A 25,436-nucleotide genomic window follows, 5' to 3' on the forward strand; every position below is an offset into this window, starting at 1 on the left:
GGAATCTCTAGTAGGTGTGGATGCCGCACGGGCTGGCGATCGTGTCACCGACGCTGTATCGAGAGTCGCCGTCACCGTGCGACGGTGCATCGAGCGACGTAAACGCAAGGCTGTTGCCTAAGGCGCGCTTGCGGATATCGTTCATGGCTTTATTCTTCTTCAGGTCCGCCTTCGACAGGCGGCCTTCAAGCACAGCCAGGCAATATTCCTGCGCGAGATCGTGACGATCATAGCGCTGCGACTTGAACCGATTGAAGCCGGCGGCGAAATCCTTATCGGCCAGCAACGACGCCAACAACATTCGTGGCTCGGTCGGGTCTTTAATGTAGCGGAGGTAATGGGTACTCGCGCCGTGCGCGCTATATGCGCGATCTAACCGGCCGCGGAATGCAGGGTCTTTCCTCGCACGCCGCTGAAGCGATCCGTTCCTCGGCAAATCTGCCCGACGCAGGGCCGTCGCAAGGTCTGGAGCAGTTGATCGTGCGATTAGCGCAAGGGCCGCGTCAAACTCGGCCTCGGTGAAATCCTTGCGCCTTGGCATCCCTTTGATTGTCGTGCTTCGAATACCAAGCACCTTGGCGCGCTTCACCATGGCGGCGACGTAGGCCGGCCGCTTTTGGGGATGGGCGAGAAGATATTCGGTTAGGCGATCGCCGTTGATGCCCAACTCCCGGCCGGCGGTGACGGCGCTGTGCCCCTCCCCGATCAACTTAATCAGAGCGTCGAAGTTCGCCGCGATGCGATCAAAGCTCGGTTTGCCCTTGGCATGCCGAACCTCAGCAATCTCTGCCGCGCGCTCGGGACGGTTTTGCAGATAGCGAGACCACGCTGCATCGGACGGTGCGCCGGGCACCGTCAGTGTGGCCTGACGATCCGACATGCCGGACGCAATAGCCGCCTTCATGGCGGCAAAGCATTTATCGGCCTTGGGGATTGGACCGGGCAATGGGACCGAGGTGCTGATGGGGGAAAGGTCGCCGCTCCCGATTGCCAGACGCGGCGGGGAGCGGCTATTGCTGCTGCAGCATTGAAATGGGCGCCCTCGGTTCCCCCGAGGCAATACGCCCCTCGCCAGCGTTACGCAGTGGCGGTGGAGGGCGGATAATTGCCCCCTAAGTAAGAAAGCGGAATGAGTGGCAGATTAAGGACTGGTGCCGAATACGGCTCCGGCACCGGCCTGTGCATGTCGATGAATATGTATTCCGAACACGGATTGTGATGGCGTCGACACCATCGCGCCGGCTCGGGGCTATGCCGCCTCCCGATCCGCAGCGTCCCGAGCCGCATAGGCCGCCATCAACTTGCCGATGGCGATATCCACCAGCCGGACGCCCAAACGCTCGGCAGTCTTGCCGGCCGTGCCATGCATCTCGCCGATCTCTTCGGAGGTGGCATCGCCGCAGGCCAACTCCACCAGCCGACAGGTTTCATCGCCGAGCCGGCGCTTCATGGCTTCATGATCCATCCGGCGCGCCGCCTCGTCCTGAGCGTCGGGCAACTCATTTTTCAGACCGTAGCCGGCACCAAGGCTAGCCTTCTCATCTTCCGCGCCACGCGACTCCGAGAACGTTTCCTCCAGCAAGCGATACCGGCCGCGCACCTTCACGGCGACAATCTTGCCATAAGCTCCGAACTGAATCCGGGTCGCCATTTCAGGCCGGCCTTCCTTCCGATCCTTCTCGTCAGCCCATGCCGCGGCTGCGATCTCGTCGGCCGTGGGATTTTCCTCGTCGAGGCGAGCGTCCACAAGCCGACTATCAACGCGGCCGATCTCCATGCGACCGTCTTCATTTACGGGACTGTTATCGTTGGCGTGGTGAAGATTGCCCTCGGGCATGGCGATGCCTTCATCGTCCGCATAGCGTTCCAGGGTTTGGATTTCCAGCCATCGGTCGGCGCGCTTGAGTCTGCCGAACGTCGGCCAATGGCGAGCGCGGGCGCGCACCTCGGTCTCGTCATCATCTTGGCGTAGGCTCGCAACATATGCGCGATGCTGCTCGGGAGTGCGCGGCGTGTTGTCGTTAGCGTGCTGCATTGAGTTCCTCTTAATGCTTGCCGTCTGCGGCTTCTCTATTCTGGGGTAAGGGGACATCGGGACAGTTCTAAAGAACTGTCACCTTTGTCCCCCTAAGATACCAAGGGGACAAAATTCAAAATGTCCGGGACATGTCCCGTTGTCCCCTTAACTCGGCCAGTACCATTGCCCGATTTGTTTCACCTGACCTTTGGCAAGCAAATCTTTCTTCGCGCGTCCAAAGCGCTTCTTTAAGGTCTCAACAGATGCACCGGACTCGGCCTCGTAATATGCGGCGCGCCATTGCTTCTCTTTCACCACCATAATGCCTTCAGGGAAGTCCGAGCCTTCCGGTTCAATCCCATCGTCTTCGATGATGGAGTTGAGCGCGGCCAGCACGCCCTTGGTATGTCCCTTTAAGGCCAGCCGATCGGCGAGACTTTCACCCGGCACCACGACAGGCGCGGTCGTCGGTTCGCCATCCTCATCCTTGGCAAGCTCAACGGATTGCATGGTGAACGTCGCGATTGTCCCTTCGTCGCCGTCGTTCGCGCCATCACACTTTAAGGTGTATGTGCCGGAGTTTTTGACGACCATAAAGCTGGCGTCTACTGCGCCATCCAGATCGATCGCGCCCTTGCCGCGTTCGCCAGACCATGCGGTGTGATGAACGACGGTGACGTGGGCACCAGTCAGCCGGATCAACTCGTCGCACGCCTGAATAAAGCGTCCCATGTCCTTGCTGGTGTTCTGGTCACCAGCGCCGAACACCCGAGTCAGCGTGTCGATAATGATCCAGACGCACTTCTGGCCGCAATCAATCTCGGCCTGCTGGACGATCCCGGCCAATGCTTTAGCGTCGGCCAGCGATGATGTTAGATCGAGTCTACCGCCAAGAACCAGCAGTGGAACATCTTTGACGCCGTGGTGCTTGCGGAACGCCATCATGCGACGTTCGGTCAGTGCCTTCCTCTCGGCCGCGACGAAAAGCACCAACCCTTGGGTTGTTTTCCGTCCGAACCATTCCATGCCGGCGGCAACATGGCATGCGCCATCGGTTGCGACCACCGACTTACCTGTGCCTGGGAGTCCCGAGATAAGAGTGTGTTCGCCCCTGCCTAAAACATTTTTGATAACCCACGCCTTAGGTTTATCGGCTTCGATGTCATCGAACCACGTCAGGTTGAAACGCGATTTCGGCTCGTTGTCATTCGCCGCGATGGGTGGATCCGATTTTCGCAGCAGGCCATCCGCCAGACCGCTATAATCTGGCTTCTGAAATTTCCCCCACATGCGAGCGAAGTCGTCGCGTGCGCCCTTGCCTTGGTAGCGCGCGGACCAGTTACCGCTCGCCGAGAGGAAGAGCGCGGCGGCAGTTTCTACATCGTGACCGTCGAACATCATCTGCTCGACAACCCTTGATGCATGCTTCGAGCGATCTTCAACGTCGTCGGCCGCGAGCAGTGCGGCCAACTTCGGGGATGCGACCACACCGTCAATGTCTGGCAGTTCGCCAAGTTGAACCGGTTTGGCTTCATTCGCCGGCGCAGATGCCCATGGCTCGAGCGCCGCGCGGAGCTCATCCACGTTCATCAGGTCGCCGCGCCACTCATGTAAATAGCGCACCGGCGCGGGTTCGGCCGAGCGACCACGCTTCAGCTTGGCTTCGTTCGGCCAGTTCTTCGTTCCGGGAATGCGCCAGACGTGGTCAACATCGGCTGTGCCATGGTCGGAGCCGGTTGCACGTTTCAATGCGGCAGCAAGCGGTACGGCCTCGGTCACGGTCAACGGCTTGTCAAAAAGCCAAACGGGTTGTTGGTTTCCGGGCGACGTTTCGATGATGTAACTGGGTTCGAATGGCAGGTTGCCGGCGTTACCCGTATCTGCGTCCATATCGGCGACAAGACCAAGCACGGCTACAACATCACTCCTCGTTCCACGCTTACCGCGGGCAAGGCCGGTTTTCATTAGATGTAGGCCGGTGTAGACGTTCGCGCCGGGGGTGTCGCTGTGTGCCGCGATGGCTTCCACCATGCCGTTAACGTCGCCGACATTATGCTTGGTGATGGTGCCACCGCCCTTCGGCAGGCTCACATTATATGCCGACACGACGAACACGCCATCGATGCCAGCGGCAAGGTCGTGAAGCATTTCGACGTGAGTGCGGACGGGGTCGGTGAAGGTTTGTTTAGCTTGCAATGCGTTCAAGGCATGCGCCTCCGGTAAGGGACTTCTGAATTTCCGCGATCGCGGTACGATCGAACGCGGTGTTTCGCGCATAGGCGCGGATGCTGCCGTCATGTGTCCGAACGATCTTGACGTCGAACATGCGGATGCCAGGAGCGGCTTCGATTTCAGCAAAGCCGATTGTGCCGCCACCGGATGGTGCCGGTCGGTATGATATGATTTTCAAGGTGGTCTCGTGGTTGGTTGGTCGGATGAATCTGTCGGCGGTTCGATCCCGAAAGCGGGTATCGAATTGAAAGCGGTGGGAACGGGTAACTAAAAAGCTATGGAAAGGTGGGAAACAAAGCGACGTTCCCACCCCGGCTAACTATTTGTCTCTGCTTTTCTTCTTTCGCCCGCCCCTGGGCACCATGATACTTTTAAACGTTTGTTTCGAAAGCAAATAAGCAAAATCAAGAGCTGACTCCTTGACCGAAGTGGCTGGCAACTTCGGTCAATAGCCCGTCATTTCAAGATAGCCGATACCCCGGTGGGTGCCGGTGAAGCTGACGGGACCCTCCCAATAGGAAAAACTCGTCCCCATCCAGCTTCGCGCATACAGCGGGAGGGTTTCGATCGCCAGCCCCCGGTCGCGAACGGCGATGCGCCAGCTTGTCGGCAGCTTGCGATCCGCGACTTCGGTCATCGCAATCGGGGTCATCTCAATGGACTCTGGAGAGAGCGCAACCGATTGCCCATCGGGTCCGATCCAGTTGCCTGCAAAGGAGGGTTTGGCGTCGGTTTGCCGCAAGCGAAACAGCATCAGTTTTTCGCCGGTCCCAAGGTGCAGGGAGAACCAGTCCCACCCGGTCTGATCCGGCGCCAGCGGCTGACTGCTCCATTCGCGGTCCATCCAGGCCTGTCCGCTGACGCTCACGGACTTGCCGTCGATCGTGACGGTTCCGTCCGCGGTGAAATACGGCTGGCTGTAGTAGTAGGACGCCTGTCCGCGTTCGGATTTCCGGCTGTAGCCGGCGTCGCCTTCGAGCACGAGGGCTTTGTCAGCGTCGAGCCGCAGGGTGTAACTGAAATCCGCGCCGGTTGCGTTGATCTGAAGCGGTGCGATGTTCATCGCGGACATGCCATCGAGCCCGCGCATCTGCCATGAATCGATCCACGCGCGAAACGGGTCTGCTTCCGCGCCGGCCTGACCGACGCCGCCGCGTGCAAAGGTTTCGCTATAGCGATGGGTGTCGGCGCGCGTGACCGCGGCGTGCCCCATCCAGATCTGCTGGTTCGCCCAGCCATCCCGTTGCGGCCCCGGCTGCATCGCCTGGCGAAACAGCGTCCACTGCGCGCCGTAAGCGCGGCCTTCAGCGTCGCTGAGATTGGCGGTGAGGTACCACCACTCGATGCGATAATCCGGATGAGGAGCGTGATCCGCCGGAAATACGAAGCTCCGGCCCGGCGTGACCGCGGCGAATCCGGAAGCCTCACCACCGAGACCGGCGAAACCCTGAGCCAGCGACACCTTTCGCCCGAAGGCAACAACAGCGAGCCCGGTCGCAAATGCACGGCGCGAGATTTTTGCACTAACGCTCATCGGCGAAGACCTTGATCAGCGTCGCCGGAGGCATGCGCATCAGTTTCAAGACCGGCACCAGCATCGCCAGCAGCGACGCCAGCATGGCGACGCCGAGAAGCTCAATCAGATGCAGCGGAAAAACATGGAACGGGAGGCGCCAGCCGAATGCCCTGACGTTGACCACCGCGATCAGACACCACGCCACCAGCAAGCCCAGCGGCAGCGCCAGCATCGCGGTGACGAACGCGACGGACAGGGTCTTGAGAAGCTCGATGCCGGCCAATTGCCGCCGGGTCAGGCCGAGCGCCCACAACGGCGCCAGTTGCGGAAGGCGGGAGTTGCTCAGGGTCAGCAGGCTGGTGAGCAGCGCAACGCCGGCGACGCCGAGCGTAAACGTATTCAGCGCAGCCGTCACGGCGAAGGTGCGGTTGAAAATCCGCGTCGATTCCGCTTTCAGCGTGGATTGATCCGAGAGGCGGCTCTCGTCGAGATGAAACGTCTTGCGCATGTCATCGATCAGCGGCGCGATCTTGCCGGGGGTCACGCGCAGACCGAACCGGGTTCGCGGCAGATCTGGAAACCGGCTTGTGAAGGCGACGATATTGACGGCGATCTGCCCTTTGGGATTGCCGTAATCAGCGTAGATCGCCGCGATGTCTACGGGCCAGTTGCCGCCGGGGGTGCTGATCGTCAGCCGATCGCCGAGCCGCAGTTTCAGCTTGCGCGCCAGTTGTTCGCTGATCAGCGCAGCCTGACCTGATTTGACCTCGTCCCACGCATTCGCTTGCGATCGGAGCAACGGCCAGCGGTCGCGATAGGTGGCGTGATCGGCGAGGCCAAGAACCTCCACGGGCCAGCCGCCGATTTCTGTCTCGGCGCGGCCGCTCGGCAGGATCGCGGTGACCTCGGGCCGCGCGCGCAGCCTTGTTTCGATGTCGCGCGCCTGCGCGTCGTCGCGCGCGTTGACATACACATCCGCCGCGAGCCGGCCGTCCAGCCATGTGGCGAACGTCTTGCTGAAGCTCTCGACCATGGTTCCGACGCCGACATTGACCGCGAGCGCGAGCAGCAACGCCATCAGTGCCAGCGACAATCCGGGAAGCTGCTGGCGGCTGTCGGCCCAGAACCACATCACCAGCGGCCGGCGCGTGCTTCGTTCGCCGGCGTGAAGTACGAATCCGAGCAGAACAGGCAGGGTCAGCGCTGCGCCCAGCAGGAGTGCCGCCAGCACGGCGAATCCCGAGACCAGCGAATCGCCGATCGTCAGCACGGCGACCGCCGTGACAAGCATCGCAACGGCGCATAGGCCTTGCCAGCGCAGCCATCGCCGTTGGGCCTGCTGCCACGCATAAGGTTGCGCCATTGCGAGAACCGGAAGGCGAACCACCCTCAGCAGACTCGTCGTTGCCGCCACCAGCGTTCCCAGGGCGCTCATTGCAAGTCCCGCGGCCCACCATTCCGGTCTCAGCGTCAATTGGCCGGGAAGCCGGGCGCCATACAGCCCCTGCAGGCTTGCGGCGACATTGGGCAGCAACGCCGCGGCGATCAGATATCCGCAGGCCAACCCGATCAGCCCGGCTGCGAGGGCCAGCACCAGCAACTCGATCAGCAACACGCCGTTCAACATCCGGGACGATGCGCCGCAGGCGCGCAATGTGCGCAGCATCGGCATGCGCTGCTCGAAGGCGAGGCCGATCGCCGAATAGACGATAAAGAGTCCGACCAGAAACGATAGCAGCCCGAAGGCCGACAGATTGAGATGAAAGCTGTCGGTCAGACGCTCAAGATCGGTTTCGGCGTCCGGGGCGACATATCTGAGCTTGTCACCAGTGACAGCCTCGAGCGGCGCGTGCGTGCTGCGCGTTTTTCCGATCGACAGACGTGAGAGCTGGTCCGGCAGGTGAAGAAGGCTTTGCGCCACTCCGATATCGACGATCACAACCCCCGGTGCGAGCTGCGCTTGAACCTTGAGGGGCGGCAGCAACGCGCCGTCGTCTGTTCGAAGGGCCGTGCCTTCCGTTCCGGTCAGCTCGGTCAATGTCTCCGGCGCGACCAGGGTCTCGCCCGGCGGCGCAATGAACGATGTCAGATCCGACGTCCCGATCGCCGGAATCGATCCTGCCTCCGCTGGAAAGGTCACCGGCTCGATTCCCAATAGGCGGAATGTCTTCCCGTGAATACGAACGCGGCCTTCGAGCACGGGTGAGACCGGCCAGCCTGCCCGCCGAAGATCGACGAAGAGCTGCTGGGGAAACGTGTCCTGCTGCCCGACCAGCATCGCGATTCTGGCGCCGCCAAAGACCGCCGCGGCCCGATCGTAGCTGATGCGAGCCTGCTGGTTCAGCGCCTGCACGCCGCTCCACAATGCGGTCGCGGAGATCAAGCCGATCATGAGGGTTGTCAATTGCAGCGGATGCCGGCGCCAATGGCTGAGCAGAACGGCGAGGATCCAGAACCCCTGTTTCACGAGATCAGCCCGGCGCTGAGCAGGACTTGCCGGTCCAGCGTCGCGGCAAGCCGCGCGCTGTGCGTGACCATCAGGAAACTGCATCCGGTTCGCTTGATGAGATCGCGCGCGAGATCCATGACCTCGTCGGCCGTCGCTTCATCGAGGTTGCCGGTCGGTTCGTCGGCGAGGAGCAGAGGCGGCCTGACCGCGAGCGCGCGCCCGATTGCAACCCGCTGCTGTTGGCCGCCTGAGAGTTGTTCGGGATATCGGTTCAGCAAATCGCCGAGCCCCAGCCGATCGACAAGTTCGCTTTGCCACTGGCTGTTGTGACGCCCGGCGATACGCGACTGAAAAGCCAGGTTGTCGGCGACGGTGAGAGAGGGGATCAGGTTGAATTGTTGAAAAACCAGTCCCAACCGGTCCCGGCGCAGCGCTGCACGGCCCCGGTCCGCCAGTGCAGTCACCTCCGTCTCATTGAGCCGGATGGAACCGCCGTCCGCCTGATCGAGGCCCGCGATCAGGTGCAGCAAGGTGCTTTTGCCGCTTCCCGACTCGCCCGTCAGCGCGACACTCTCGCCGGCGTCAACGCGCAGGCAGGCGCCGCGAAGAACGGTGATCCGTTCCTGCGCCGAACGATAGGTTTTGGTCAGGTTCTGGACATCCAGCATCGGTGCTTTTGAGGGTGTCGGGACACACATTCGATCTGGCCGCTCCGGCCTCTCCAATTTTCATAAGGCGAGCACGGCTCGGAAGATGACCGGACAATCGGTAATTCTTGCGCCATTCTCACGGAATGGCAGTCATGACGTTCCGTCGGGTCGGGGCTTTAGATGGCTGAGCAGATCCATCGGCAGCGGAAACACCACAGTCGATGATCGCTCGCCGGCAATATCGTGCAACGCCGCAAAATAGCGCAGCTGCATGGCCTGCGGTTCCTGAGCAAGGATCCGTCCGGCTTCGACGAGCTTCTCGGCGGCTTGCTGCTCGCCCATCGCATTGATCACTTTCGCCCGCCGTAGCCGCTCCGCCTCGGCTTGCTTGGCGATGGCACGAACCATGTTTTCGTTAAGGTCGATGTCCTTGATCTCGATATTGGTGACCTTGATTCCCCACGCATCGGTTTGCTGATCGAGAATCTCCTGAATGGCGGCGTTGAGTTTGTCGCGCTCCGCGAGCATCTCGTCCAGTTCGTGTTTGCCGAGCACCGAGCGCAGCGTGGTTTGCGCCAACTGGCTGGTCGCGGCCATGAAGTTTTCAACCTTAATGATCGCGCGTTCGGGATCGATGATGCGGAAATAAAGCACGGCGTTCACCTTGACGGAAACGTTATCGCGGGAAATCACGTCCTGCGGCGGCACGTCCTGTACCATGACCCTGAGATCGGCCTTCACCATCTGCTGCACGAACGGAATCAGGATGATGAGGCCGGGACCTTTCACGCCGGTGAAGCGTCCGAGCGTGAAGATGATGCCGCGCTCGTATTCCCGCAGGATACGAATGGACGAGGAGAGAAATGCGATCACGACGACCGCGAGCACTATATAGGTTACGTAATCGAGCATCATCGCACACCTCCTTCGCCGCCGCGGAGTGCCGGCCGGCGACGCACCGTCAGCGTCAGATCCGTGATGCTGGCCACCTCGACCGTGTCCCCGGGCTTGAACGCTTCCGTGCTGCGGGCTTGCCAGCGCTCACCCTGCGTGAAGACGTGGCCTTCGATATCGTTCCAGTCGAGAACCTCGGCGGGCAGGCCGCGCATGGCCTGCGCGCCGACTTGCGCCGGACCTTTGCGGGCGCGCCGAAGCGAGCCGAGCACGATGAGAACCAACCCGGTGAACATCGACGCCACGATGCCGACGAACGTCCATGACAGCCGGTATCCGGACGCCTCGTTCCTGAACAACATCAGCGCACCAAGGACGAAGGCGATGACTCCGCCGAGTCCGAGAACCACGGTCGGGTTGAAGGCTTCGATCGTCAGGAGCGCGATTCCCAGCATCATCAGCCCAAGGCCGGCATAACTGATCGGCAGCAGGTTGAGGGCATAGAGGCCCAGCAGCAGACAGATCGTGCCGACCACGCCGGGCGCGACGGCGCCAGGAGACATGAATTCGAAAAGCAGGCCATAGGTTCCAACCAGCAGAAGAATGAGGGCGACGTTGGGATCGGTGATGATCGACAGAAATTGCGAGACCCACCCGGGATCGATGGTCTCGATCGTCGCGTCCTTCGTTGCCAGATGCCGCCTGTCGCCATTGACGAGGTCCACGGTGCGACCGTCGACCTTTCGCAGCAACTCAGCCGGGGAGCGTGCGATCAGTTCGACGACGCCGGCCTGCAACGCCGCGCTGGCGGAAAGGCTGGCCGCCTCGCGGACGGCTTTCTCGGCCCAATCGGCGTTCCGTCCTCGCAACTCGGCCAGGCTGCGGATAAAGGCGACGGCGTCGTTCGTCACCTTCGCCGTCATTGCGTCCGTCGGTTCCGGTTGCTGGGAGCCGTTTTTTTTGTCCTTGTCGCCTTTGTCGGGGATGCCAGGCAGGCCCGGCACCGGACTGCCGATCTGCACTGGCGTCGCTGCGCCGAGATTGGTGCCCGGCGCCATTGCGGCGATGTGCGTGGCATAGAGGATATAGGTGCCGGCGCTGGCGGCATGGGCTCCGGACGGGGCAACATAACCTATAACGGGAACGGGCGAGGCCAGCACATCGGCGATGATCTCGCGCATGCTGCTGGCAAGGCCGCCCGGCGTATTCAGACGCAGAATGACGGCCTCTGCGTGTCGTTCACGCGCCTTGGCGAGAGCGTCCTTCACGTAACCGGTGGTCGCCGGTCCGATCGCTCCATCGATCGCGATCGTCAGCACAAGTTTGCCGTTCTCTTCCGTCGAGGCGGGAAGGGGAGAGAAAACCAAAGCGGCGGCTGCAAGTGCCACGGCAAGAGTCGCCTGTACGGCCTGCACGGCGAGCACTCCCTTATCGGAAATGACATAGGGATATCCTCGCCCAACCTCAATGCGGCCGGGATGGAGTGCGCCGTCGCTCGCCTGCCGAAACCGACGTCAGGATTGCCGAAGGCAAGACGGCTGCTCGGAATTATATAGCGAATCCAATGATATAAAATTCTGAATGGCGCGCCATACACCATCGCAGAATAAAACTGCGAACTCAGGCTGTCGCAATTCTCGTATGTCCGTGGCAGTGGACCTCACGATGGTGGCGTCCACCATCGCGTATTTCATGTCCGGGGCGTCCGCGACGGCGAGATTTTATCTCGATTAAGGCGTATAATATAAACTGTATTCGAACCTGCGGTTTCGAAGGTGTATGACCGTGGAACACGGGCAGTCCCACCGCGCCGTGCAGAGCGAGCGTCACGCCGCCGTCAGGCTGCTCAAGGCTTTGATGGTGGCATCGGTATTGCTGCCGATGGCGTTGTTTGCAATCACCGCCTGGGTGGATTACCGCAATTTCGAACGCATCACCAACGAGCGCATCGATCGCTCGCTCGACATCCTGCATGAGCATTCGCTCAAGGTCCTGGAAACGACCGAGCGTGCTTACGCGGAAGTCAACGAGGTCGTGCGGGGCATGTCGGATAACGACATCCGCCTGAACGAAGCTGCCCTGAACAAACGGCTCAAGCAGATCGTCACGGGCACGCCGCAGATGCAAGGCATCGAGATCATCGACCGCGACGGCCATCCGCTGGTCTCCTCCAACGGTCTGCTCACGCCGGGAGATATCGACTTCAGCAAGGCTGAATATTTTACCGCGTTGAAAAGCAGAGAGGGCGGTACATATGTGAGCACCATCAACGCGCCCCGCCCGGGCGTGCCAGGCTATTTCATTTCACTGTCGCAGCGCCGGCCTTGGGACGACGGCACGTTCAACGGCGTCATCTCGATTGCAGTCCCGACGAGCTATTTCGAGAATTTCTACGCCCATATCAGCGACACAGTCGACTATTTTGCCTTGGTGCGCGCCGACGGCCATTTTCTGGCGCGCTATCCAGTTGTCTCGCCGGCCAGTCTTCTCAGCTTCGACGACGATAAGGATTTCCGCACCCGCATTGCGCACGGGCACGATTACTCCATTTATACGGCGGAGTCGCCGTACGACCACATCACCCGCCGCATCGGCTATCGCAAGATCGCGGGCTATCCTCTCTACGTGCTGGTCGGCGTGGAATGGAAGGCGATTGTCTCCGAATGGCTGCGTTACAACATCAACTACCTGATTTTCGGCGCCCCGCTGATGGTGTTTCTGTTCGCGGTCCTTGGATTGGCGCTGCGGCGCACGCAACGTCTTTACGACGAATCCGAGCGGCGCGAGGCGGTCGAGAACGCCTTGCGTCATGCGCAACGAATGGAGGCGATCGGGCAGTTGACCGGCGGCGTGGCGCACGACTTCAACAACCTGCTGATGATCATCAGCGGTAGCGTGCAGCGCCTGCGCCGCGAACTCACCGACAAGAAGTCGCTGCGGCTGCTCGATATGATCGGCACCGCCACTCACCGCGGCGAGACGCTCACCCGCCATTTGCTCACTTATTCGCGGCGCCAGACGCTGACGCCGGAGGTGATCGATCTCGCGCAGCGGCTGCCGGTGCTGCGTGAATTGCTCACGCGTTCACTTCGTACCGATATCGAGATTAATGTCGAGGTGCCGGATACGGTCTGCGCCGTACGCGTCGATCCCAGCGAATTCGAGCTTGCCATCCTCAACCTCGCCGTCAACGCCAAGGACGCCATGCCGAACGGCGGCGCGCTGTCGATGAGCGCAAGACCGGTGACGCTCAAGGGCGATGCCAGCGAAGAAGGTCTTTCCGGCGATTTCGTTGCAGTGTACGTCGCAGACACCGGACAGGGTATTCCCGCCGATGTCATGATGCGCGTGTTCGAGCCGTTCTTTACCACCAAGGATGTCAGCAAGGGCACCGGGCTTGGTTTGAGCCAAGTCTATGGCTTTGCCAAACAGTCTGGCGGCACCGCAACGGTGACGAGCACCGAAGGGCAGGGTACCACGGTGACGCTCTATCTGCCGCGTAGCCTGGAACAGCCGCAACCCGCCGAGCCGCCCCTACAGGCACCGGCGCAGGCCGAAGCCGCCGGCACCGTGCTGCTGGTCGAGGACGATGTCGATGTAGCCGATGTCGGTGCCAGTTACATGCGCCAACTCGGTTATCGCGTGCGCAGTGTTGCCGATGTGCAGGCTGCGCTCGCCGCCCTGCAGGTTGATGCGCAAGTGGACCTCGTATTCTCCGACATCATGATGCCGGGCGGCCGCAATGGGCTCGATCTCGCGCGCGAGATCGGCGAGCGCTTTCCGCACATCCCGGTGTTGCTCACCACCGGCTACAGCGCCAGCGCCCAGGATGCCGCGCGATACGGCGTGGTTGTTCTGCAAAAGCCCTATGACCTTGAGAGCCTGCGCCGCCACGTTCGCGAGGCGATGGAGCAGGCCAGGGTCCCGCCGGCCGCGCTTGGTGTAGCGGGTTAGGCCTTTCGTCCCAGGACTCGGTTTCAGCCCACAGGTGCGGACCGTATGGCGGTCCGTCCGTGTGATCGGATTTGTTGCAAAGGTCGATCACCAACTACCTTTTTTGGTTCGGTGTCGCTTTGAATTCGACGTTTGTATCGGAGGGTGCAACAAGGAGCTACGAACGTCGAAATGGGATGCCGAAAGGGACGGCCATGGAGCTGCTGAGCAATCAGATACTGGCTGGCATCGCCACCGGCGCGATCTATGCCTGCATGGCGCTGGCGCTGGTGATGATCTACCAGGCGATCGGCCACCTGAACTTCGCTCAGGGCGAGATGGCCATGTTCTCGACGTTCATGGCCTGGCAGATGATTCAGTGGGGGATGCCCTATTGGGCGGCGTTCGTGCTGACGCTGATGCTGTCGTTCATAGGCGGCATCGTGATCGAGCGGCTGCTGTTCAGGCCGCTGGCGAAGGCGCCGATCCTGACCAACCTCGCGGGTTTCCTCGCGCTGTTTGCGATCGTCAGCAGCGTCGCCGGATTGATCTGGGATTTCACCATCAAGCCGTTCCCCTCCCCGTTCGGGGCGTCGCCGTTTCTCGGCAGCCAGCTCATCTCCACCCATCAGGCCGGCATGATCGGCGTGATCCTGCTGGTGCTGGCTATCCTGTTCTTTTTCTTCCGCTTCACGCGTATCGGCCTTGCGATGCGGGCCGCGGCAATCCAACCCGAATCCGCGCGGCTGGTCGGCATCAATACGAGCTGGATGATCGCGCTCGGCTGGGGCATGGCCGCCGCGGTCGGCGCCGTCGCCGGGATGCTGATCGCGCCGGTGGTGTTCCTGGAGCCGAACATGATGGGCGGCGTGCTGATCTACGGCTTTGCCGCCGCCGTGCTCGGCGGCCTCTCGAGCCCGCTCGGCGCGGTGGTCGGCGGCTTCCTTGTCGGCATCTTCGAGAATCTGGTCGGAACCTACATCCCCGGCGCCGGCAATGAGCTAAAGCTGCCTCTCGCGCTGGCGCTGATCGTCATCGTTCTGGTCGTCAAACCCTCGGGCCTGTTCGGCCATACCGTCGTCAGGCAAGTCTGACCATGAGCGCCAACCGGGAATCCGCGGCCGGCGCACCCGCCGTCGACACTGGCTCCGGGCAGGCCGTGACGCTCGGCACCGCAACGTCGATCGTCATTTTGCTGCTGCTGCTTGCCGTTCCGCTGTTTTTCAAGAATTTCATCATCTTCCAGCTCACGACGGTTCTGATCTACGGCATCGCCGTGCTGGCGCTGAACATCCTGACCGGCGGCAGCGGCCAGTTCTCGCTCGGGCACAGCGCCTTCTACGCGCTCGGCGCCTATACATCGGCGATCCTGATCGAACACGCTGGCATGAATTACGCGCTCACGCTGCCGATTTCCGGCGTCGTCTGCTTCGCGATGGGCTTCCTGTTCGGCCTGCCCGCATTGCGTCTGAGCGGCGTCTATCTGGCGCTGGCGACGTTCGCGCTCGCCGTCGCGACGCCCCAGCTTCTGAAACTCGGCGTCCTCGAACCCTGGACCGGCGGCGTGCAGGGGCTGACGGTCGACAAGCCCGACGCGCCGTTCGGCTTGCCGGTCTCCCAGGACGCCTGGCTGTATTATTTCACACTCGTGGTCGCGATCGCGATCTATATCGCTTCGGTCAACCTCTTAAGCTCGCGCTCAGGGCGCGCCATGATGGCGATCCGCGACAACGAAATCGCGGCCTCGGCCATGGGCATCAACGTCGCGCTGTACAAGACGCTGGCGTTCGGCATCAGCGCCGGCATCACCGGAATAGCCGGCGGGCTGGGTGCCATCGCGGTGCAGTACGTGGCGCCCGACAGCTTCACCATCCAGCTCGCGATCGCGCTGTTCCTCGGCATGGTCGTCGGCGGCGTCGGCTGGCTGCCGGGATCCATCGTCGGGGCGGCCTTTATCGTATTCATTCCGAACGTTGCCGAGTCGGTCTCGAAAGGTCTGTCGGGCGCGGTGTCCGGCATCCTGCTGTTCGTTGTCATCTTCCTTGCGCCGAACGGCGCAAGGCAAGTCGCGCTGGCGTTCCAGGCCATGATCGGCGGGTTCAAGAAGAACCACGGAGGAAGCAATGTCTGCTAGGCAACGACTGAGAACCGCTGCGCTCTCGGCGGCGATCATCGCCTTTGCCGCCGCAAGCGGCAGCGCCCTCGCCGAGGGGAAGTACGACAGCGGCGCCAGCGATACCGAAATCAGGATCGGCAGCACCATGCCCTACAGCGGCCCGGCCTCCGCATATGGTGTCATCGGCAAGACCGAAGCCGCCTATTTCAGGATGGTCAACGACAAGGGCGGCATCAACGGCCGCAAGATCGATTTCATCAGTTATGACGATGCCTATAGCCCGCCGAAAGCGGTCGAGCAGACCCGGAAGCTGATCGAAAGCGACGATGTGCTCTTCACCTTCAACGCGCTGGGGACGGCAACCCAGACAGCCGTGCAGAAATACATGAATGGCAAGAAAGCCCCCCAGCTCTTCGTCGCGAGTGGCGCCAGCAAGTGGAATGACCCAAAACAGTTCCCGTGGACCATGGGCTGGCAGCCGAGCTACCGCGTCGAGGCGCGGATCTTCGCCAAATACATCCTCAAGACCAGGCCGGACGCCAGGGTTGCGGTGTTTTATGCCAATGACGACTTCGGCAAGGACTACGTCAGCGGCCTGAAGGATATCTTCGGCGAGAGGTGGTCGAGCATCGTGGCCGCCAAAGAGAGCTACGAGAACAGCGAGCCGTCCATCGCTTCCCACATCGTCAGGCTGAAGGATTCGGGTGCCGACGTGCTGGTCAACATCTCGACGCCGAAATTCGCCGCACAGGCCATCAAGAAGGCGGCCGAGATCGGGTGGAAGCCGATGCAGCTTCTGACCAACGTCTCGATCTCGAGCGGCGCCGTTATGAAGCCGGCCGGCGTTGAGGCGTCCGAAGGCGTGCTGTCCGCCGGCTATCTGAAGGATGCTTCGGATCCGCAGTGGGTCAACGACGAGGACATGAAGACGTTCACGGCCTTCGTGGACAAGTACATGCCGGGCGCCAATCTGTCGGACACCCACCTGATCTACGGTTTCGCCGTGGCGCAGACAGTGGAGCAGGTGCTCAGGCAATGCGGCGACGATCTGACCCGCGAGAACGTCATGAAGCAGGCGGCGAGCCTGAAGGATTTCGTGCCGTCCACCCTGATGCCGGGTATCAGGATCAACACCGGCGCGGCCGATTTTGCGCCGATCGAGCAGCTTCGGATGATGCAATTCAAGAACGGACGGTGGGTGTTCTTCGGCGACACCATCGGCGCCGGGACGGGCGGGTAGAGCCTCGCTTCTGATGGAATCAGAAGCGAGGCTCTATGATTTTGAATTGACGCGTTTTCTTCACGCGAACCGGTGCCCACTTCACTCGAAAACGCTCTAATTAGTCAGAACGCTGCCGCCAACTCCCGCGCGCCCGGCTTGGCGCTGTTGCTGTCCATCCGCGCATCGGTGACCGCCAGCAGTTTCGCCACCGTGTTGTGGCGGATCGCGACCGGATTGCGCTCATAGCCACGGCGCTGGAAGAAATTCGCGGTCGGCACCCGCTCGCGCATCGCCTGCGGCATCGTCACCATGTCGAGGCCGGTGCCGTCGCCGGTGAGGTTCATCATCTCCAGTTCGGCGGCGGTCAGCGGACGGGTGTAACCCTTGTTGCGCGCGAAGATGATCGAGGTCAGGAGCTTGTGGGTCTGCAACAGCGGCCCGACGTCGATATCCAGCACCAGCGCATGGATTGCCCAGCCTTTCGGCGTATCGGCAAGCTTCTCGTGCGCGCTCCAGGTATCGGGCACCGAGCGCGCATAGGCCGCCATGCGGCGGACCACCGCGATCTTGCGTTCCATTGCCCCGCGCTGCGACCCCGATAGCCGCGCCGCTTTCGCACCGAGCGCGCGCAGGATGTCGTGGCCCTGCTCAGCAAGCAGTTCGACGCTGTTGGTGGTGAGCAACTGGTTGTAGCCGATCGCGGTGGAGATCGCGCGCGATCCCGGCCGCGAGGCGCTGAGGCCCGACTGCATGTCGTGATTGCCGTTGCCGCCGGTCTCGAACGAATAGATCCGAACCGCCTGTTCTCTCGTCAGGCCGTAAGCCCGCGCCAGGCGCGCATAGGCGCGCTTGAAATCCATCTCGCTCGCCGGGCGCTGCGGCACGAACTGGAACTGCTCCGCCGCGGCCTTCAGGAGATCGGCGACAACGGGAATGTATTTACGCTGACGCGGTGGACGCTCCTCTTCCGGTTCCGGGTTGACCGGCTGTTTCGGCCCGTCATAGAGCGGCGGCTGGACCAGCACGTAGTCGTCGAGCGTGACGGGCTGATGGTCGCGCCGCCTAGCGTTGCGAATGCGCCGCTTGTCGGCAATCGCGTTCCAGTAAGCGCCGGCCTCTTCCTCAAAGGCCGCGCGCGCCTCCTGATACGCGTTCAGCTTGCGGCGGTAGTCCGCAATGGCTGCCGGAGTCGCGGCCTGCGCCATCGCGCCCGTCGCAGGAGCCGCCGTGATCCCGGAAATGGCGGTCAGCGGCGCGAGCAGCAGCGCGCAGACAATGATTGGGTTGCAGCGGCGAATCGCTTGGCTTCGCATCCGACCTCTTTAGCAAGCCCGCGGCCAATGTCAGCCGCCAATCGGTCAGGCAACCGGATTCAGCCGTTGTTTATCATTCTGATGTCCAATGCATCACCTCCTACCCGGATAATTCAACATGGACATCGATCTATCTTGCCGCGCTCGTCGGGTTGACTCCGGCGGACGCAAGCTGCCTTCAGTCGCTCAAGCTGCGGGTGGTGGGCAGCCAGGACGAGATCATCAACGCCTTCTACGGACGCATTCTGTCGTTTCCCGGCTTCAAGGAGATGATCGGTCAGACCTGCGAGCGGGAGAAGATCGATATCGGGCAGCTTGTCGCTCATATCAACGAGGTCCAGTTCAAGCACTGGCAGCGATTCTTCGACGGCAGGCCGGACAAGGCCTTCAAGGATTTCGCCAACAGGATCGGAATCGCGCACGAGAAATGTCTTCTCAGCAGCGACCTCTATGTCGCGAGTTCCGCCGTCATTCTTGGGAACTTTCTTGGACTAGCACTTGACCAGCATCTCGATGATGCCGGACAGGCCGCGACGGTCAAGGCGTCGCTCAGCGCCATCGTCCGGATGTTCTTCCTCGATATCTCCCACGCGATTTCGGCCTACGACAACGCCGCCGCCCGAACCGCATTCCAGCATGTCTCCGAGCCGTTGCTCAACGCCTTCGAGGTCGAGGTCGCCGGCGATCTCAAATCGATGGCCGGCGCCGCCGAAGACCTCAACCGCACCGTCAAGAACATCGTCGACGTCAACCTCGGCAATATGCAGCGATGCCGCGACATCGTGTCGAGCATCGAGGCCCTGACCAGAAATCTCGCCGATCTTGCGCAGACCACGCGGCAGATCGAGAATTTCGTCAAGGTCATCACCGACGTTTCGCGCAAGACCAAGCTGCTGGCGCTGAACGCCGCGATTGAGGCGGCGCGTAGCGGCGAATACGGCCGCGGGTTCAAGGTCGTGGCCAACGAGGTCAAGGCGCTCACCAATGAGGCCGAAAAAGCCACCAGGGACGTCACGCGGCAGGCCAGCGAAATCCAGGACGCCATCGATCACGCCATCAGGCAAGTCTCCGGCTCGCAGCGGCTGGTGCAGGAGATCGATGCCGGCATGACCACGGAGAGCGAATCCATCGGCGCCCAGAGTGCGGCCGTCAGCGAGATCTCGACAACGCTCGCGGCGGTGTCCGAAAGCGCGCGTGGACTGCGGGAGCGCTTCAAGACGCTCAACGCCGCCTGACGATGCCAAGCGATCAAGTCGTCGAGATTGACCGAAAGGTCACTGCATCTAGTATCCCAGGTAGGATCTGCGCACGCCTTCGTTGTTCGCGATGTCGGCGGCGCTGCCGGACATGACGATCCGTCCGGTCTCGATGACGTAGGCGGTATCGGCGAGTTTCAGCGCGAGCTGCGCGTTCTGCTCGACCACGAGGATGGTGACCTTGTCCTCGCGGTTGATCTTGCCGAGTATCCTGAACACATCGCGCACGATCAGCGGGGCGAGGCCGAACGACGGTTCGTCGAGCAGTATCAGCCGTGGTCGCAGCATCAGCGCGCGCGCGACCGCAAGCATCTGCTGCTCGCCGCCCGACAGCGTTCCCGCCTGTTGCCTGTGGCGCTCTTTGAGGACCGGGAAGTGGCCGTACATCCGCTCGATGTCGCTGATGATACCGGGCTTGTCGGATCGCGAGATCGCGCCGAGTTGCAGATTCTCCTCGACCGTCATAGTGGTGAAGATGCCGCGTCCCTGCGGCACATGCGCGATGCCGAGGCGGGCGATGCTTTCGGTCGATAGGCCTTCGAGCGGCTTGCCTTCGAACGTGATCGTTCCTGTGGTGCGCACCATGTTGCAGATCGCGCGCAGCGTGGTGGTCTTGCCGGCGCCGTTGGCGCCGAGCAGCGCCGTCATGCTGCCTTCGCTGAGATGGAATTCGAGACCGCGCAGCGCCTGCACCTGACCGTACCAGGCGCGAAGATTCCTGATATCGAGCATCGCGGTCATCGGTCCTTGCGTCCGAGATAGGCCTCGATCACGCCCGGGTCGGACTGAACCTGCGACGGCGTGCCCTCCGCGAGCTTCCTGCCGAAATTGAGCGCGACCACATGGTCGGCGATCGACATCACCAGCCCCATATGATGTTCGACGAGCAGCACGGTCATATCGCGCTCGTCGCGGATGCGGCGGATCAGGTCACCAAGCCCATGGACATCTTCGTGATTGAGGCCGCCGGCGGGTTCATCGAGCAGCAGGATCTTCGGCTCCGCGGCCAGCGCGCGTGCCAGCTCGACGCGCTTCTGGGTGACGAACGGCAATCCCGCCACCACGGTATGCGCGACGTCGCGCAAGTCCAGGTACCCAAGAATCTCGTCGACCTTGTGGTTCAACGCGGCCTCGCCGCGGCGCACCCACCCGAGTTTCAGCGAGTCGCTGACGATGTTGCTGCTGGTGCGCGAATGCGTGCCGACCCGGACGTTGTCGATCACGGAAAGATTGGGAAACAGCGCGACGTTCTGGAACGTGCGGCTAATGCCGATCTCCGCGATGCGGTGCGGCGGCCGGGTCAGGATGCTGACGCCTTCCAGCAGGATGTCGCCCCTGCTCGGCTGATAGAGTCGGCTCAGGCAGTTGAACAGCGTGGTCTTGCCGGCGCCGTTCGGGCCGATCAGGCCGAGAATCTGCCCCGGATACATATCGAACGAGACGCCGTTCAGTGCGACGATGCCGCCGAACACGACGCCGAGGTCGCGAACGGCGAGCAGGGGGGCGTGCCGCTGTGCCGACTGACCCTTCGTCACCGGCGGCGACCCGCGTGGCGTGCAATGCTCCGGCGGCGGGCGGGCGTCTCCCGACGCAGTCCGGAAAGCCGACATGGTCTCCCCGGCCACACGCGCAACCCTTGCTCCCGCTCTCGGCTTGCTGGTTTCGGCTGCTTCTGAGCTTGTGGCACAATACAACCCGGCGCAGCCTCGGTGCTCCTTACCATCGCCACGAGATGGGGTTCAATATCGGTGCGCAAACGAGATGGCAAAGCTGTTTTGGCCACAGTTCCTGATTGCCAGGCGGACCGTCATTGGGATTGAGATGCGCGCAGATCCCGCTACACGAAATCAGGGCGGTGCTTGAAAAATCTCCAGGGAGTACGCCGTGAGCGAGGTGGTCAGGCTTGAGCGTCATGACGGGATCGCCATCGTCACGGTCGATAGCCCTCCGGTCAATGCGTTGGGCGCGGCGGTTCGCCGCGGCATCCTGGAGTGTGCGCAAACAGCGGTCGCCGATCCCGCGGTGAAAGCGATCGTGCTGGCCTGCGCGGGACGGACCTTCATCGCCGGCGCCGATATCACCGAATTCGGCAAGCCGACGCAGCCTCCGGCGCTCGCCGAGGTGGTTGCGGCGCTTGAGAACTCGCCGAAGCCGACCGTTGCCGCGATCCACGGCACCGCGCTCGGTGGCGGTCTCGAGGTCGCGCTCGGATGCCACTTCCGCGTCGCGGTGAAGGACGCCAGGCTCGGCCTGCCCGAGGTGAAACTCGGCCTGCTGCCGGGTGCCGGTGGCACCCAGCGCCTGCCGCGTGCGGTCGGTCCGGAGCTTGCGGTCAAGATGATCGTCGGCGGCGAACCGGTCGGCGCGACGGAGGCGCTGAAGCAGGGCCTGATCGATGCGATCGTCGAGGGGCCGGCGTCGGGCGGCGAGGCCTTCGCGTGCCGGGTGCTGGCGGAGCGGCGTCCGCTGCGCAGGCTGCGCGACGACGACAGCAGGCTCATGGCCGCGAAGGCCAACCGTTCGATCTTCACCGATGCGGTGGCGGCGGTGACCAAACGCGCGCGCGGCCTCGAAGCGCCGTTCGCGGCGGCCGAAGCCGTCGGTCTTTCGCTCGATACGCCGTTCGACGAGGCGCTGAAGCAGGAGCGCGAGCTTTTCCTCAAGCTGATGAACGGCGACCAGTCGAAGGCGCAACGTTATGCCTTCTTCGCCGAGCGCGAGGCGGCCAGGGTCGCCGGCGTTCCTGAAGGCACCAAACCGCGCAAGGTCGAGCGCGTCGCGATTATCGGCGCCGGCACCATGGGCGGCGGCATCGCGATGTCGTTTGCCAACGCCGGCATTCCCGTTACTCTGATCGAGATGGGCGACGAGTCGCTCAAGCGCGGCCTGGGCGTCATGCGGAAGAACTTCGAGGCCACCGCGGCGCGCGGCGGCATCGCGGCGGACGAGCCGGCTAGGCGCATGGGGCTCGTCACCGGCGTCGTCGGGCTGGAGCACGTCAAGGACGCCGACCTCGTCATCGAGGCGGTGTTCGAAACCATGGCGGTGAAGAAGGAGGTGTTCGCCACGCTGGACAAGTTTGCCAGGTCCGGCGCGGTGCTGGCTTCCAATACGTCGTATCTTAACATCAACGAGATCGCCTCGGTCACCAAACGGCCGCAGGACGTGCTCGGGATGCATTTCTTCTCGCCGGCCAACGTCATGAAGCTGTGCGAGATCGTGCGCGGTGCGAAAACCGCGCCGGATGTGCTGGTGACGGCGGTCGCGGTCGCCAGGAGGATCGCCAAGGTGCCGGTCGTCGTCGGCGTCTGCGACGGCTTCGTCGGCAACCGGATGTTAGCTGCTCGCTCAAGGCAGGCGGACAAGCTGCTGTTCGAGGGAGCGCTGCCGCGGCAGGTCGATGCCGTCGCCACCCGGTTCGGAATGCCGATGGGGCCGTTCGCGATGGACGACCTCGCCGGTCTCGATATTGGCTGGCGCTCGCGCAGGGATCGCGGCGTCAAGTCCGAGATCGCCGACGCGCTATGCGAGGCCGGGCGTTTCGGCCAGAAGACCGGCAAGGGTTACTACAAGTATGAAGGCGGCTCGCGCGCACCGCTGCCCGATCCCGACGTCGAGACGCTGATCGTCGATGCCTGCGCGCGGCTCGGTTTGAGGCGGCGCGAGATCGGTGACAACGAGATTCTGGAGCGCCTGGTCTATCCGACGGTCAATGAAGGCGCGCGCATTCTGGAAGAGGGCATCGCGGCGCGGCCGGGCGACATCGACGTAGTCTGGCTCTACGGCTACGGTTGGCCGATCTATCGCGGCGGCCCGATGTACTATGCCGATCAGGTCGGGCTCAGGCACATCGCCGACCGCCTGTCGTATTACGCCGAGGCCACCAACGATCCGTCGCTGGAGCCCGCGCCGCTGCTCAAGCGACTCGCCGCCGAAGGCAGGACCTTCGCGTCGCCGGCGGCCGGCAGGAAATCCACTCAGACGCTTGCAACAGGAGGTCGCCGATGACCGAAGCCGTTATTGTCTCCACCGCCCGCACCCCGATCGGCAAGGCCTATCGCGGCGCCCTCAACGCCACTGAGGGGGCGACCCTGTTCGGCCATGCGATCGGTGAGGCCGTTGCCCGCGCCAAACTTGACCCGAACGAGATCGAGGATGTGGTGATGGGCGCTGCCATGCAGCAGGGCGCGACCGGCGGCAATATCGCCCGCAAGGCGCTGCTTCGCGCCGGCCTGCCTGTCACCGTCGCCGGCACCACCATCGATCGCCAGTGTGCCTCGGGCCTGCAGGCGATCGCGCTCGCCGCGCGCTCGGTCTTGTTTGACGGCGTTGGGATCGCGGTCGGCGGCGGCGGCGAATCGATCAGCCTGGTGCAGAACGAGCACGCCAACACCTTCCATTCGCAGGATCCGGCGCTGCTTGCGATCAAAAGCGAGGTCTACATGCCCATGATCGACACCGCGGAGGTGGTGGCGAAGCGTTACAATATCTCGCGCGAGGCACAGGACGAGTACGCGCTGGAAAGCCAGCGGCGTATCGCCGCCGCGCAGCAGGGCGGCAGGTTCAAGGACGAACTGGCGCCGATCTCCACAAGGATGGCGGTCGTCAACAAGGAGACCAGGGAGGTCTCATTCAAGGACGTGACGCTGTCACAGGATGAAGGCCCGCGTCCGGATACCACGGCGCAGGGTCTCGCCGGCCTCAAGCCGGTGCGCGGCGAGGGCTTCACCATCACCGCCGGCAATGCCAGTCAGTTGTCGGACGGCGCCAGCGCCACTGTCATCATGAGCGACAAGGAAGCCGCCCGGCGCGGGCTGAAGCCGCTCGGTATCTTCCGCGGTTTCGTCGCCGCCGGTTGCGAGCCCGATGAAATGGGCATCGGCCCGGTTTTCGCGGTGCCGCGCTTGCTCAAGCGCCACGGCCTCAAGGTCGACGACATCGACCTCTGGGAGCTGAACGAGGCGTTCGCGGTGCAGGTGATCTATTGCCGCGACAGGCTCGGCATCGATCCGCAGAAGCTGAACGTCGACGGCGGCGCGATCGCGGTCGGCCATCCCTACGGCATGACGGGCGCGCGCCTTGCCGGCCACGCGCTGATCGAGGGACGCCGCCGCAAGGCCAGGTACGCCGTCGTCACCATGTGCGTCGGCGGCGGCATGGGCGCGGCCGGGCTGTTCGAGGTGGTGCAGTAAACATCTGCGTCATTGCGGCTTGCGGCAAAATTGGCTCTGGCAATTTTGCGCATGAAGCGAAGCAATCCGGCTTATTTTGAGGTTCATCCGGATTGCTCTCGCGATGACAGGGAGCGGTATGGCGGGCAAACGGCTCCGCCGCTACTCCGCCTCGATTTTGGTGATGGTCTTTTCGGTATTGGTCTTGGGGTCGCCGCCTTCGCTGACTGAAAACTTCACCTTGTCGCCGGCATGCACCGTCTCCGACAGCTTGTGGTCGATCTTGAACTGCGTGGTTGCGCCCTCGGCTTTCGCTCCGTCTGATTTTGCATCATCCGGTTTCGCTTCATCCGGTTTCGTTTTGTCTGGAGCTTTTGCTCCATCCTTGTTGTCCTGCTCCGCCCGAATCGCAATCGTGTTGTCGAGCCGGTTGACGACCGTCACCAGACCTTTCTGGGTCCCCGGAGGCGGCGGCGTCTCCTTGATCGCGGGCGTTGTTTGAGCAGAGGCCATCGCACTGACGATCGTGAGCGCGGAACCAGCCAGGATGATCTTTGCCAGTCTCATCTAAGGTCTTTCGGTGGTTGAACGGTGACTACAATTGGACGGACGAATGATTTGTTCCGTTGCGCCGTGGTCGGATCAAGCATCATGCTGACATCTTACC

20 protein-coding genes are annotated in these 25,436 nt (G+C 62.5%); 7 read left to right on the forward strand and 13 right to left on the reverse strand.

Features of this window, described 5'->3' with window-relative positions; all coding sequences use genetic code 11:
- Positions 1 to 7: 7 nt before the first annotated feature.
- From NHAM_RS01775 to NHAM_RS01820, 9 genes are all read right to left on the reverse strand, one after another.
- Positions 8 to 904, reverse strand: coding sequence for a hypothetical protein (locus NHAM_RS01775; RefSeq protein ID WP_011508941.1), 897 nt, complete (start codon positions 902 to 904; stop codon positions 8 to 10).
- Positions 905 to 1,249: 345 nt separating this feature from the next.
- Positions 1,250 to 2,035, reverse strand: a complete 786-nt coding sequence (locus NHAM_RS01780; protein ID WP_011508942.1) for a hypothetical protein — start codon at positions 2,033 to 2,035, stop codon at positions 1,250 to 1,252.
- 147 nt (positions 2,036 to 2,182) lie between these two features.
- A complete protein-coding gene (locus NHAM_RS23820; RefSeq protein WP_011508943.1) occupies positions 2,183 to 4,222 on the reverse strand; it encodes an AAA family ATPase in 2,040 nt (679 codons plus the stop codon).
- Positions 4,203 to 4,427: a hypothetical protein gene (locus tag NHAM_RS01795; RefSeq protein ID WP_041357580.1), complete on the reverse strand. Its 225-nt coding sequence runs from the start codon at positions 4,425 to 4,427 to the stop codon at positions 4,203 to 4,205. The genes NHAM_RS23820 and NHAM_RS01795 overlap by 20 nt, the downstream gene beginning before the upstream one ends.
- 267 nt (positions 4,428 to 4,694) lie before the next feature.
- Positions 4,695 to 5,783, reverse strand: coding sequence for a lipocalin-like domain-containing protein (locus NHAM_RS01800; protein WP_011508944.1), 1,089 nt, complete (start codon positions 5,781 to 5,783; stop codon positions 4,695 to 4,697).
- The gene (locus NHAM_RS01805) at positions 5,773 to 8,232 is read right to left on the reverse strand and encodes an ABC transporter permease (protein ID WP_011508945.1); all 2,460 of its coding nucleotides are present in this window, start codon (positions 8,230 to 8,232) and stop codon (positions 5,773 to 5,775) included. Before NHAM_RS01805 ends, NHAM_RS01800 begins: the two co-directional genes overlap by 11 nt.
- Complete coding sequence (locus tag NHAM_RS01810) at positions 8,229 to 8,882, reverse strand: ABC transporter ATP-binding protein (RefSeq protein ID WP_041357581.1); 654 nt, start codon at positions 8,880 to 8,882, stop codon at positions 8,229 to 8,231. Before NHAM_RS01810 ends, NHAM_RS01805 begins: the two co-directional genes overlap by 4 nt.
- Positions 8,883 to 9,014: 132 nt before the next feature.
- A complete protein-coding gene (locus tag NHAM_RS01815) occupies positions 9,015 to 9,779 on the reverse strand; it encodes a slipin family protein (RefSeq protein ID WP_011508947.1) in 765 nt (254 codons plus the stop codon).
- Complete coding sequence (locus tag NHAM_RS01820) at positions 9,776 to 11,173, reverse strand: NfeD family protein (protein WP_011508948.1); 1,398 nt, start codon at positions 11,171 to 11,173, stop codon at positions 9,776 to 9,778. Before NHAM_RS01820 ends, NHAM_RS01815 begins: the two co-directional genes overlap by 4 nt.
- Positions 11,174 to 11,537: 364 nt before the next feature.
- On the opposite strand from NHAM_RS01820, the gene NHAM_RS01825 reads away from it, so the two are divergent.
- From NHAM_RS01825 to NHAM_RS01840, 4 genes are all read left to right on the forward strand, one after another.
- Complete coding sequence (locus tag NHAM_RS01825; RefSeq protein ID WP_049769279.1) at positions 11,538 to 13,712, forward strand: ATP-binding protein; 2,175 nt, start codon at positions 11,538 to 11,540, stop codon at positions 13,710 to 13,712.
- 194 nt (positions 13,713 to 13,906) lie between these two features.
- The gene (locus NHAM_RS01830; protein ID WP_011508950.1) at positions 13,907 to 14,785 is read left to right on the forward strand and encodes a branched-chain amino acid ABC transporter permease; all 879 of its coding nucleotides are present in this window, start codon (positions 13,907 to 13,909) and stop codon (positions 14,783 to 14,785) included.
- A 2-nt stretch (positions 14,786 to 14,787) separates the two neighbouring features.
- Complete coding sequence (locus tag NHAM_RS01835; protein ID WP_011508951.1) at positions 14,788 to 15,825, forward strand: branched-chain amino acid ABC transporter permease; 1,038 nt, start codon at positions 14,788 to 14,790, stop codon at positions 15,823 to 15,825.
- The gene (locus tag NHAM_RS01840; RefSeq protein ID WP_011508952.1) at positions 15,815 to 17,047 is read left to right on the forward strand and encodes an ABC transporter substrate-binding protein; all 1,233 of its coding nucleotides are present in this window, start codon (positions 15,815 to 15,817) and stop codon (positions 17,045 to 17,047) included. The genes NHAM_RS01835 and NHAM_RS01840 overlap by 11 nt, the downstream gene beginning before the upstream one ends.
- A gap of 104 nt (positions 17,048 to 17,151) precedes the next feature.
- On the opposite strand, the gene NHAM_RS01845 is transcribed toward NHAM_RS01840, so the two are convergent.
- Positions 17,152 to 18,342 carry a hypothetical protein gene (locus tag NHAM_RS01845; RefSeq protein WP_011508953.1) on the reverse strand — a complete coding sequence of 397 codons (1,191 nt, stop codon included), beginning with the start codon at positions 18,340 to 18,342 and terminating at the stop codon, positions 17,152 to 17,154.
- A gap of 128 nt (positions 18,343 to 18,470) precedes the next feature.
- Between NHAM_RS01845 and NHAM_RS01850 the strand changes: the two genes are divergently transcribed.
- On the forward strand, positions 18,471 to 19,577 hold the full coding sequence (locus NHAM_RS01850; RefSeq protein ID WP_041358610.1) for a globin-coupled sensor protein: 1,107 nt from the start codon (positions 18,471 to 18,473) through the stop codon (positions 19,575 to 19,577).
- A gap of 48 nt (positions 19,578 to 19,625) precedes the next feature.
- On the opposite strand, the gene NHAM_RS01855 is transcribed toward NHAM_RS01850, so the two are convergent.
- Together NHAM_RS01855 and NHAM_RS01860 are read right to left on the reverse strand one after the other, a co-directional pair.
- Positions 19,626 to 20,339: an ABC transporter ATP-binding protein gene (locus NHAM_RS01855; RefSeq protein WP_041357583.1), complete on the reverse strand. Its 714-nt coding sequence runs from the start codon at positions 20,337 to 20,339 to the stop codon at positions 19,626 to 19,628.
- Positions 20,336 to 21,133, reverse strand: a complete 798-nt coding sequence (locus NHAM_RS01860; RefSeq protein ID WP_041357585.1) for an ABC transporter ATP-binding protein — start codon at positions 21,131 to 21,133, stop codon at positions 20,336 to 20,338. The genes NHAM_RS01855 and NHAM_RS01860 overlap by 4 nt, the downstream gene beginning before the upstream one ends.
- Before the next feature lie 349 nt (positions 21,134 to 21,482).
- Between NHAM_RS01860 and NHAM_RS01865 the strand changes: the two genes are divergently transcribed.
- A complete protein-coding gene (locus tag NHAM_RS01865) occupies positions 21,483 to 23,606 on the forward strand; it encodes a 3-hydroxyacyl-CoA dehydrogenase NAD-binding domain-containing protein (RefSeq protein ID WP_011508957.1) in 2,124 nt (707 codons plus the stop codon).
- The gene (locus tag NHAM_RS01870) at positions 23,603 to 24,790 is read left to right on the forward strand and encodes an acetyl-CoA C-acyltransferase (RefSeq protein ID WP_011508958.1); all 1,188 of its coding nucleotides are present in this window, start codon (positions 23,603 to 23,605) and stop codon (positions 24,788 to 24,790) included. The genes NHAM_RS01865 and NHAM_RS01870 overlap by 4 nt, the downstream gene beginning before the upstream one ends.
- 141 nt (positions 24,791 to 24,931) lie before the next feature.
- On the opposite strand, the gene NHAM_RS01875 is transcribed toward NHAM_RS01870, so the two are convergent.
- Positions 24,932 to 25,336 (reverse strand): hypothetical protein, encoded by a 405-nt coding sequence (locus NHAM_RS01875; protein WP_011508959.1) that lies wholly within the window; start codon positions 25,334 to 25,336, stop codon positions 24,932 to 24,934.
- Positions 25,337 to 25,436: the final 100 nt, after the last annotated feature.

It is taken from the genome of Nitrobacter hamburgensis X14, assembly GCF_000013885.1.
Taxonomy (GTDB): domain Bacteria; phylum Pseudomonadota; class Alphaproteobacteria; order Rhizobiales; family Xanthobacteraceae; genus Nitrobacter; species Nitrobacter hamburgensis.

Bases quoted from the DNA above. Each gene is read 5' to 3' on its own strand.
- NHAM_RS01775 (WP_011508941.1), bottom strand. From the start codon at position 904: ATGAAGGCGGCTATTGCGTCCGGCATGTCGGATCGTCAGGCCACACTG.
- NHAM_RS01780 (WP_011508942.1), bottom strand. From the start codon at position 2,035: ATGCAGCACGCTAACGACAACACGCCGCGCACTCCCGAGCAGCATCGC.
- NHAM_RS01800 (WP_011508944.1), bottom strand. From the start codon at position 5,783: ATGAGCGTTAGTGCAAAAATCTCGCGCCGTGCATTTGCGACCGGGCTC.
- NHAM_RS01810 (WP_041357581.1), bottom strand. From the start codon at position 8,882: ATGCTGGATGTCCAGAACCTGACCAAAACCTATCGTTCGGCGCAGGAA.
- NHAM_RS01815 (WP_011508947.1), bottom strand. From the start codon at position 9,779: ATGATGCTCGATTACGTAACCTATATAGTGCTCGCGGTCGTCGTGATC.
- NHAM_RS01825 (WP_049769279.1), top strand. From the start codon at position 11,538: ATGACCGTGGAACACGGGCAGTCCCACCGCGCCGTGCAGAGCGAGCGT.
- NHAM_RS01830 (WP_011508950.1), top strand. From the start codon at position 13,907: ATGGAGCTGCTGAGCAATCAGATACTGGCTGGCATCGCCACCGGCGCG.
- NHAM_RS01835 (WP_011508951.1), top strand. From the start codon at position 14,788: ATGAGCGCCAACCGGGAATCCGCGGCCGGCGCACCCGCCGTCGACACT.
- NHAM_RS01840 (WP_011508952.1), top strand. From the start codon at position 15,815: ATGTCTGCTAGGCAACGACTGAGAACCGCTGCGCTCTCGGCGGCGATC.
- NHAM_RS01845 (WP_011508953.1), bottom strand. From the start codon at position 18,342: ATGCGAAGCCAAGCGATTCGCCGCTGCAACCCAATCATTGTCTGCGCG.
- NHAM_RS01855 (WP_041357583.1), bottom strand. From the start codon at position 20,339: ATGACCGCGATGCTCGATATCAGGAATCTTCGCGCCTGGTACGGTCAG.
- NHAM_RS01870 (WP_011508958.1), top strand. From the start codon at position 23,603: ATGACCGAAGCCGTTATTGTCTCCACCGCCCGCACCCCGATCGGCAAG.
- NHAM_RS01875 (WP_011508959.1), bottom strand. From the start codon at position 25,336: ATGAGACTGGCAAAGATCATCCTGGCTGGTTCCGCGCTCACGATCGTC.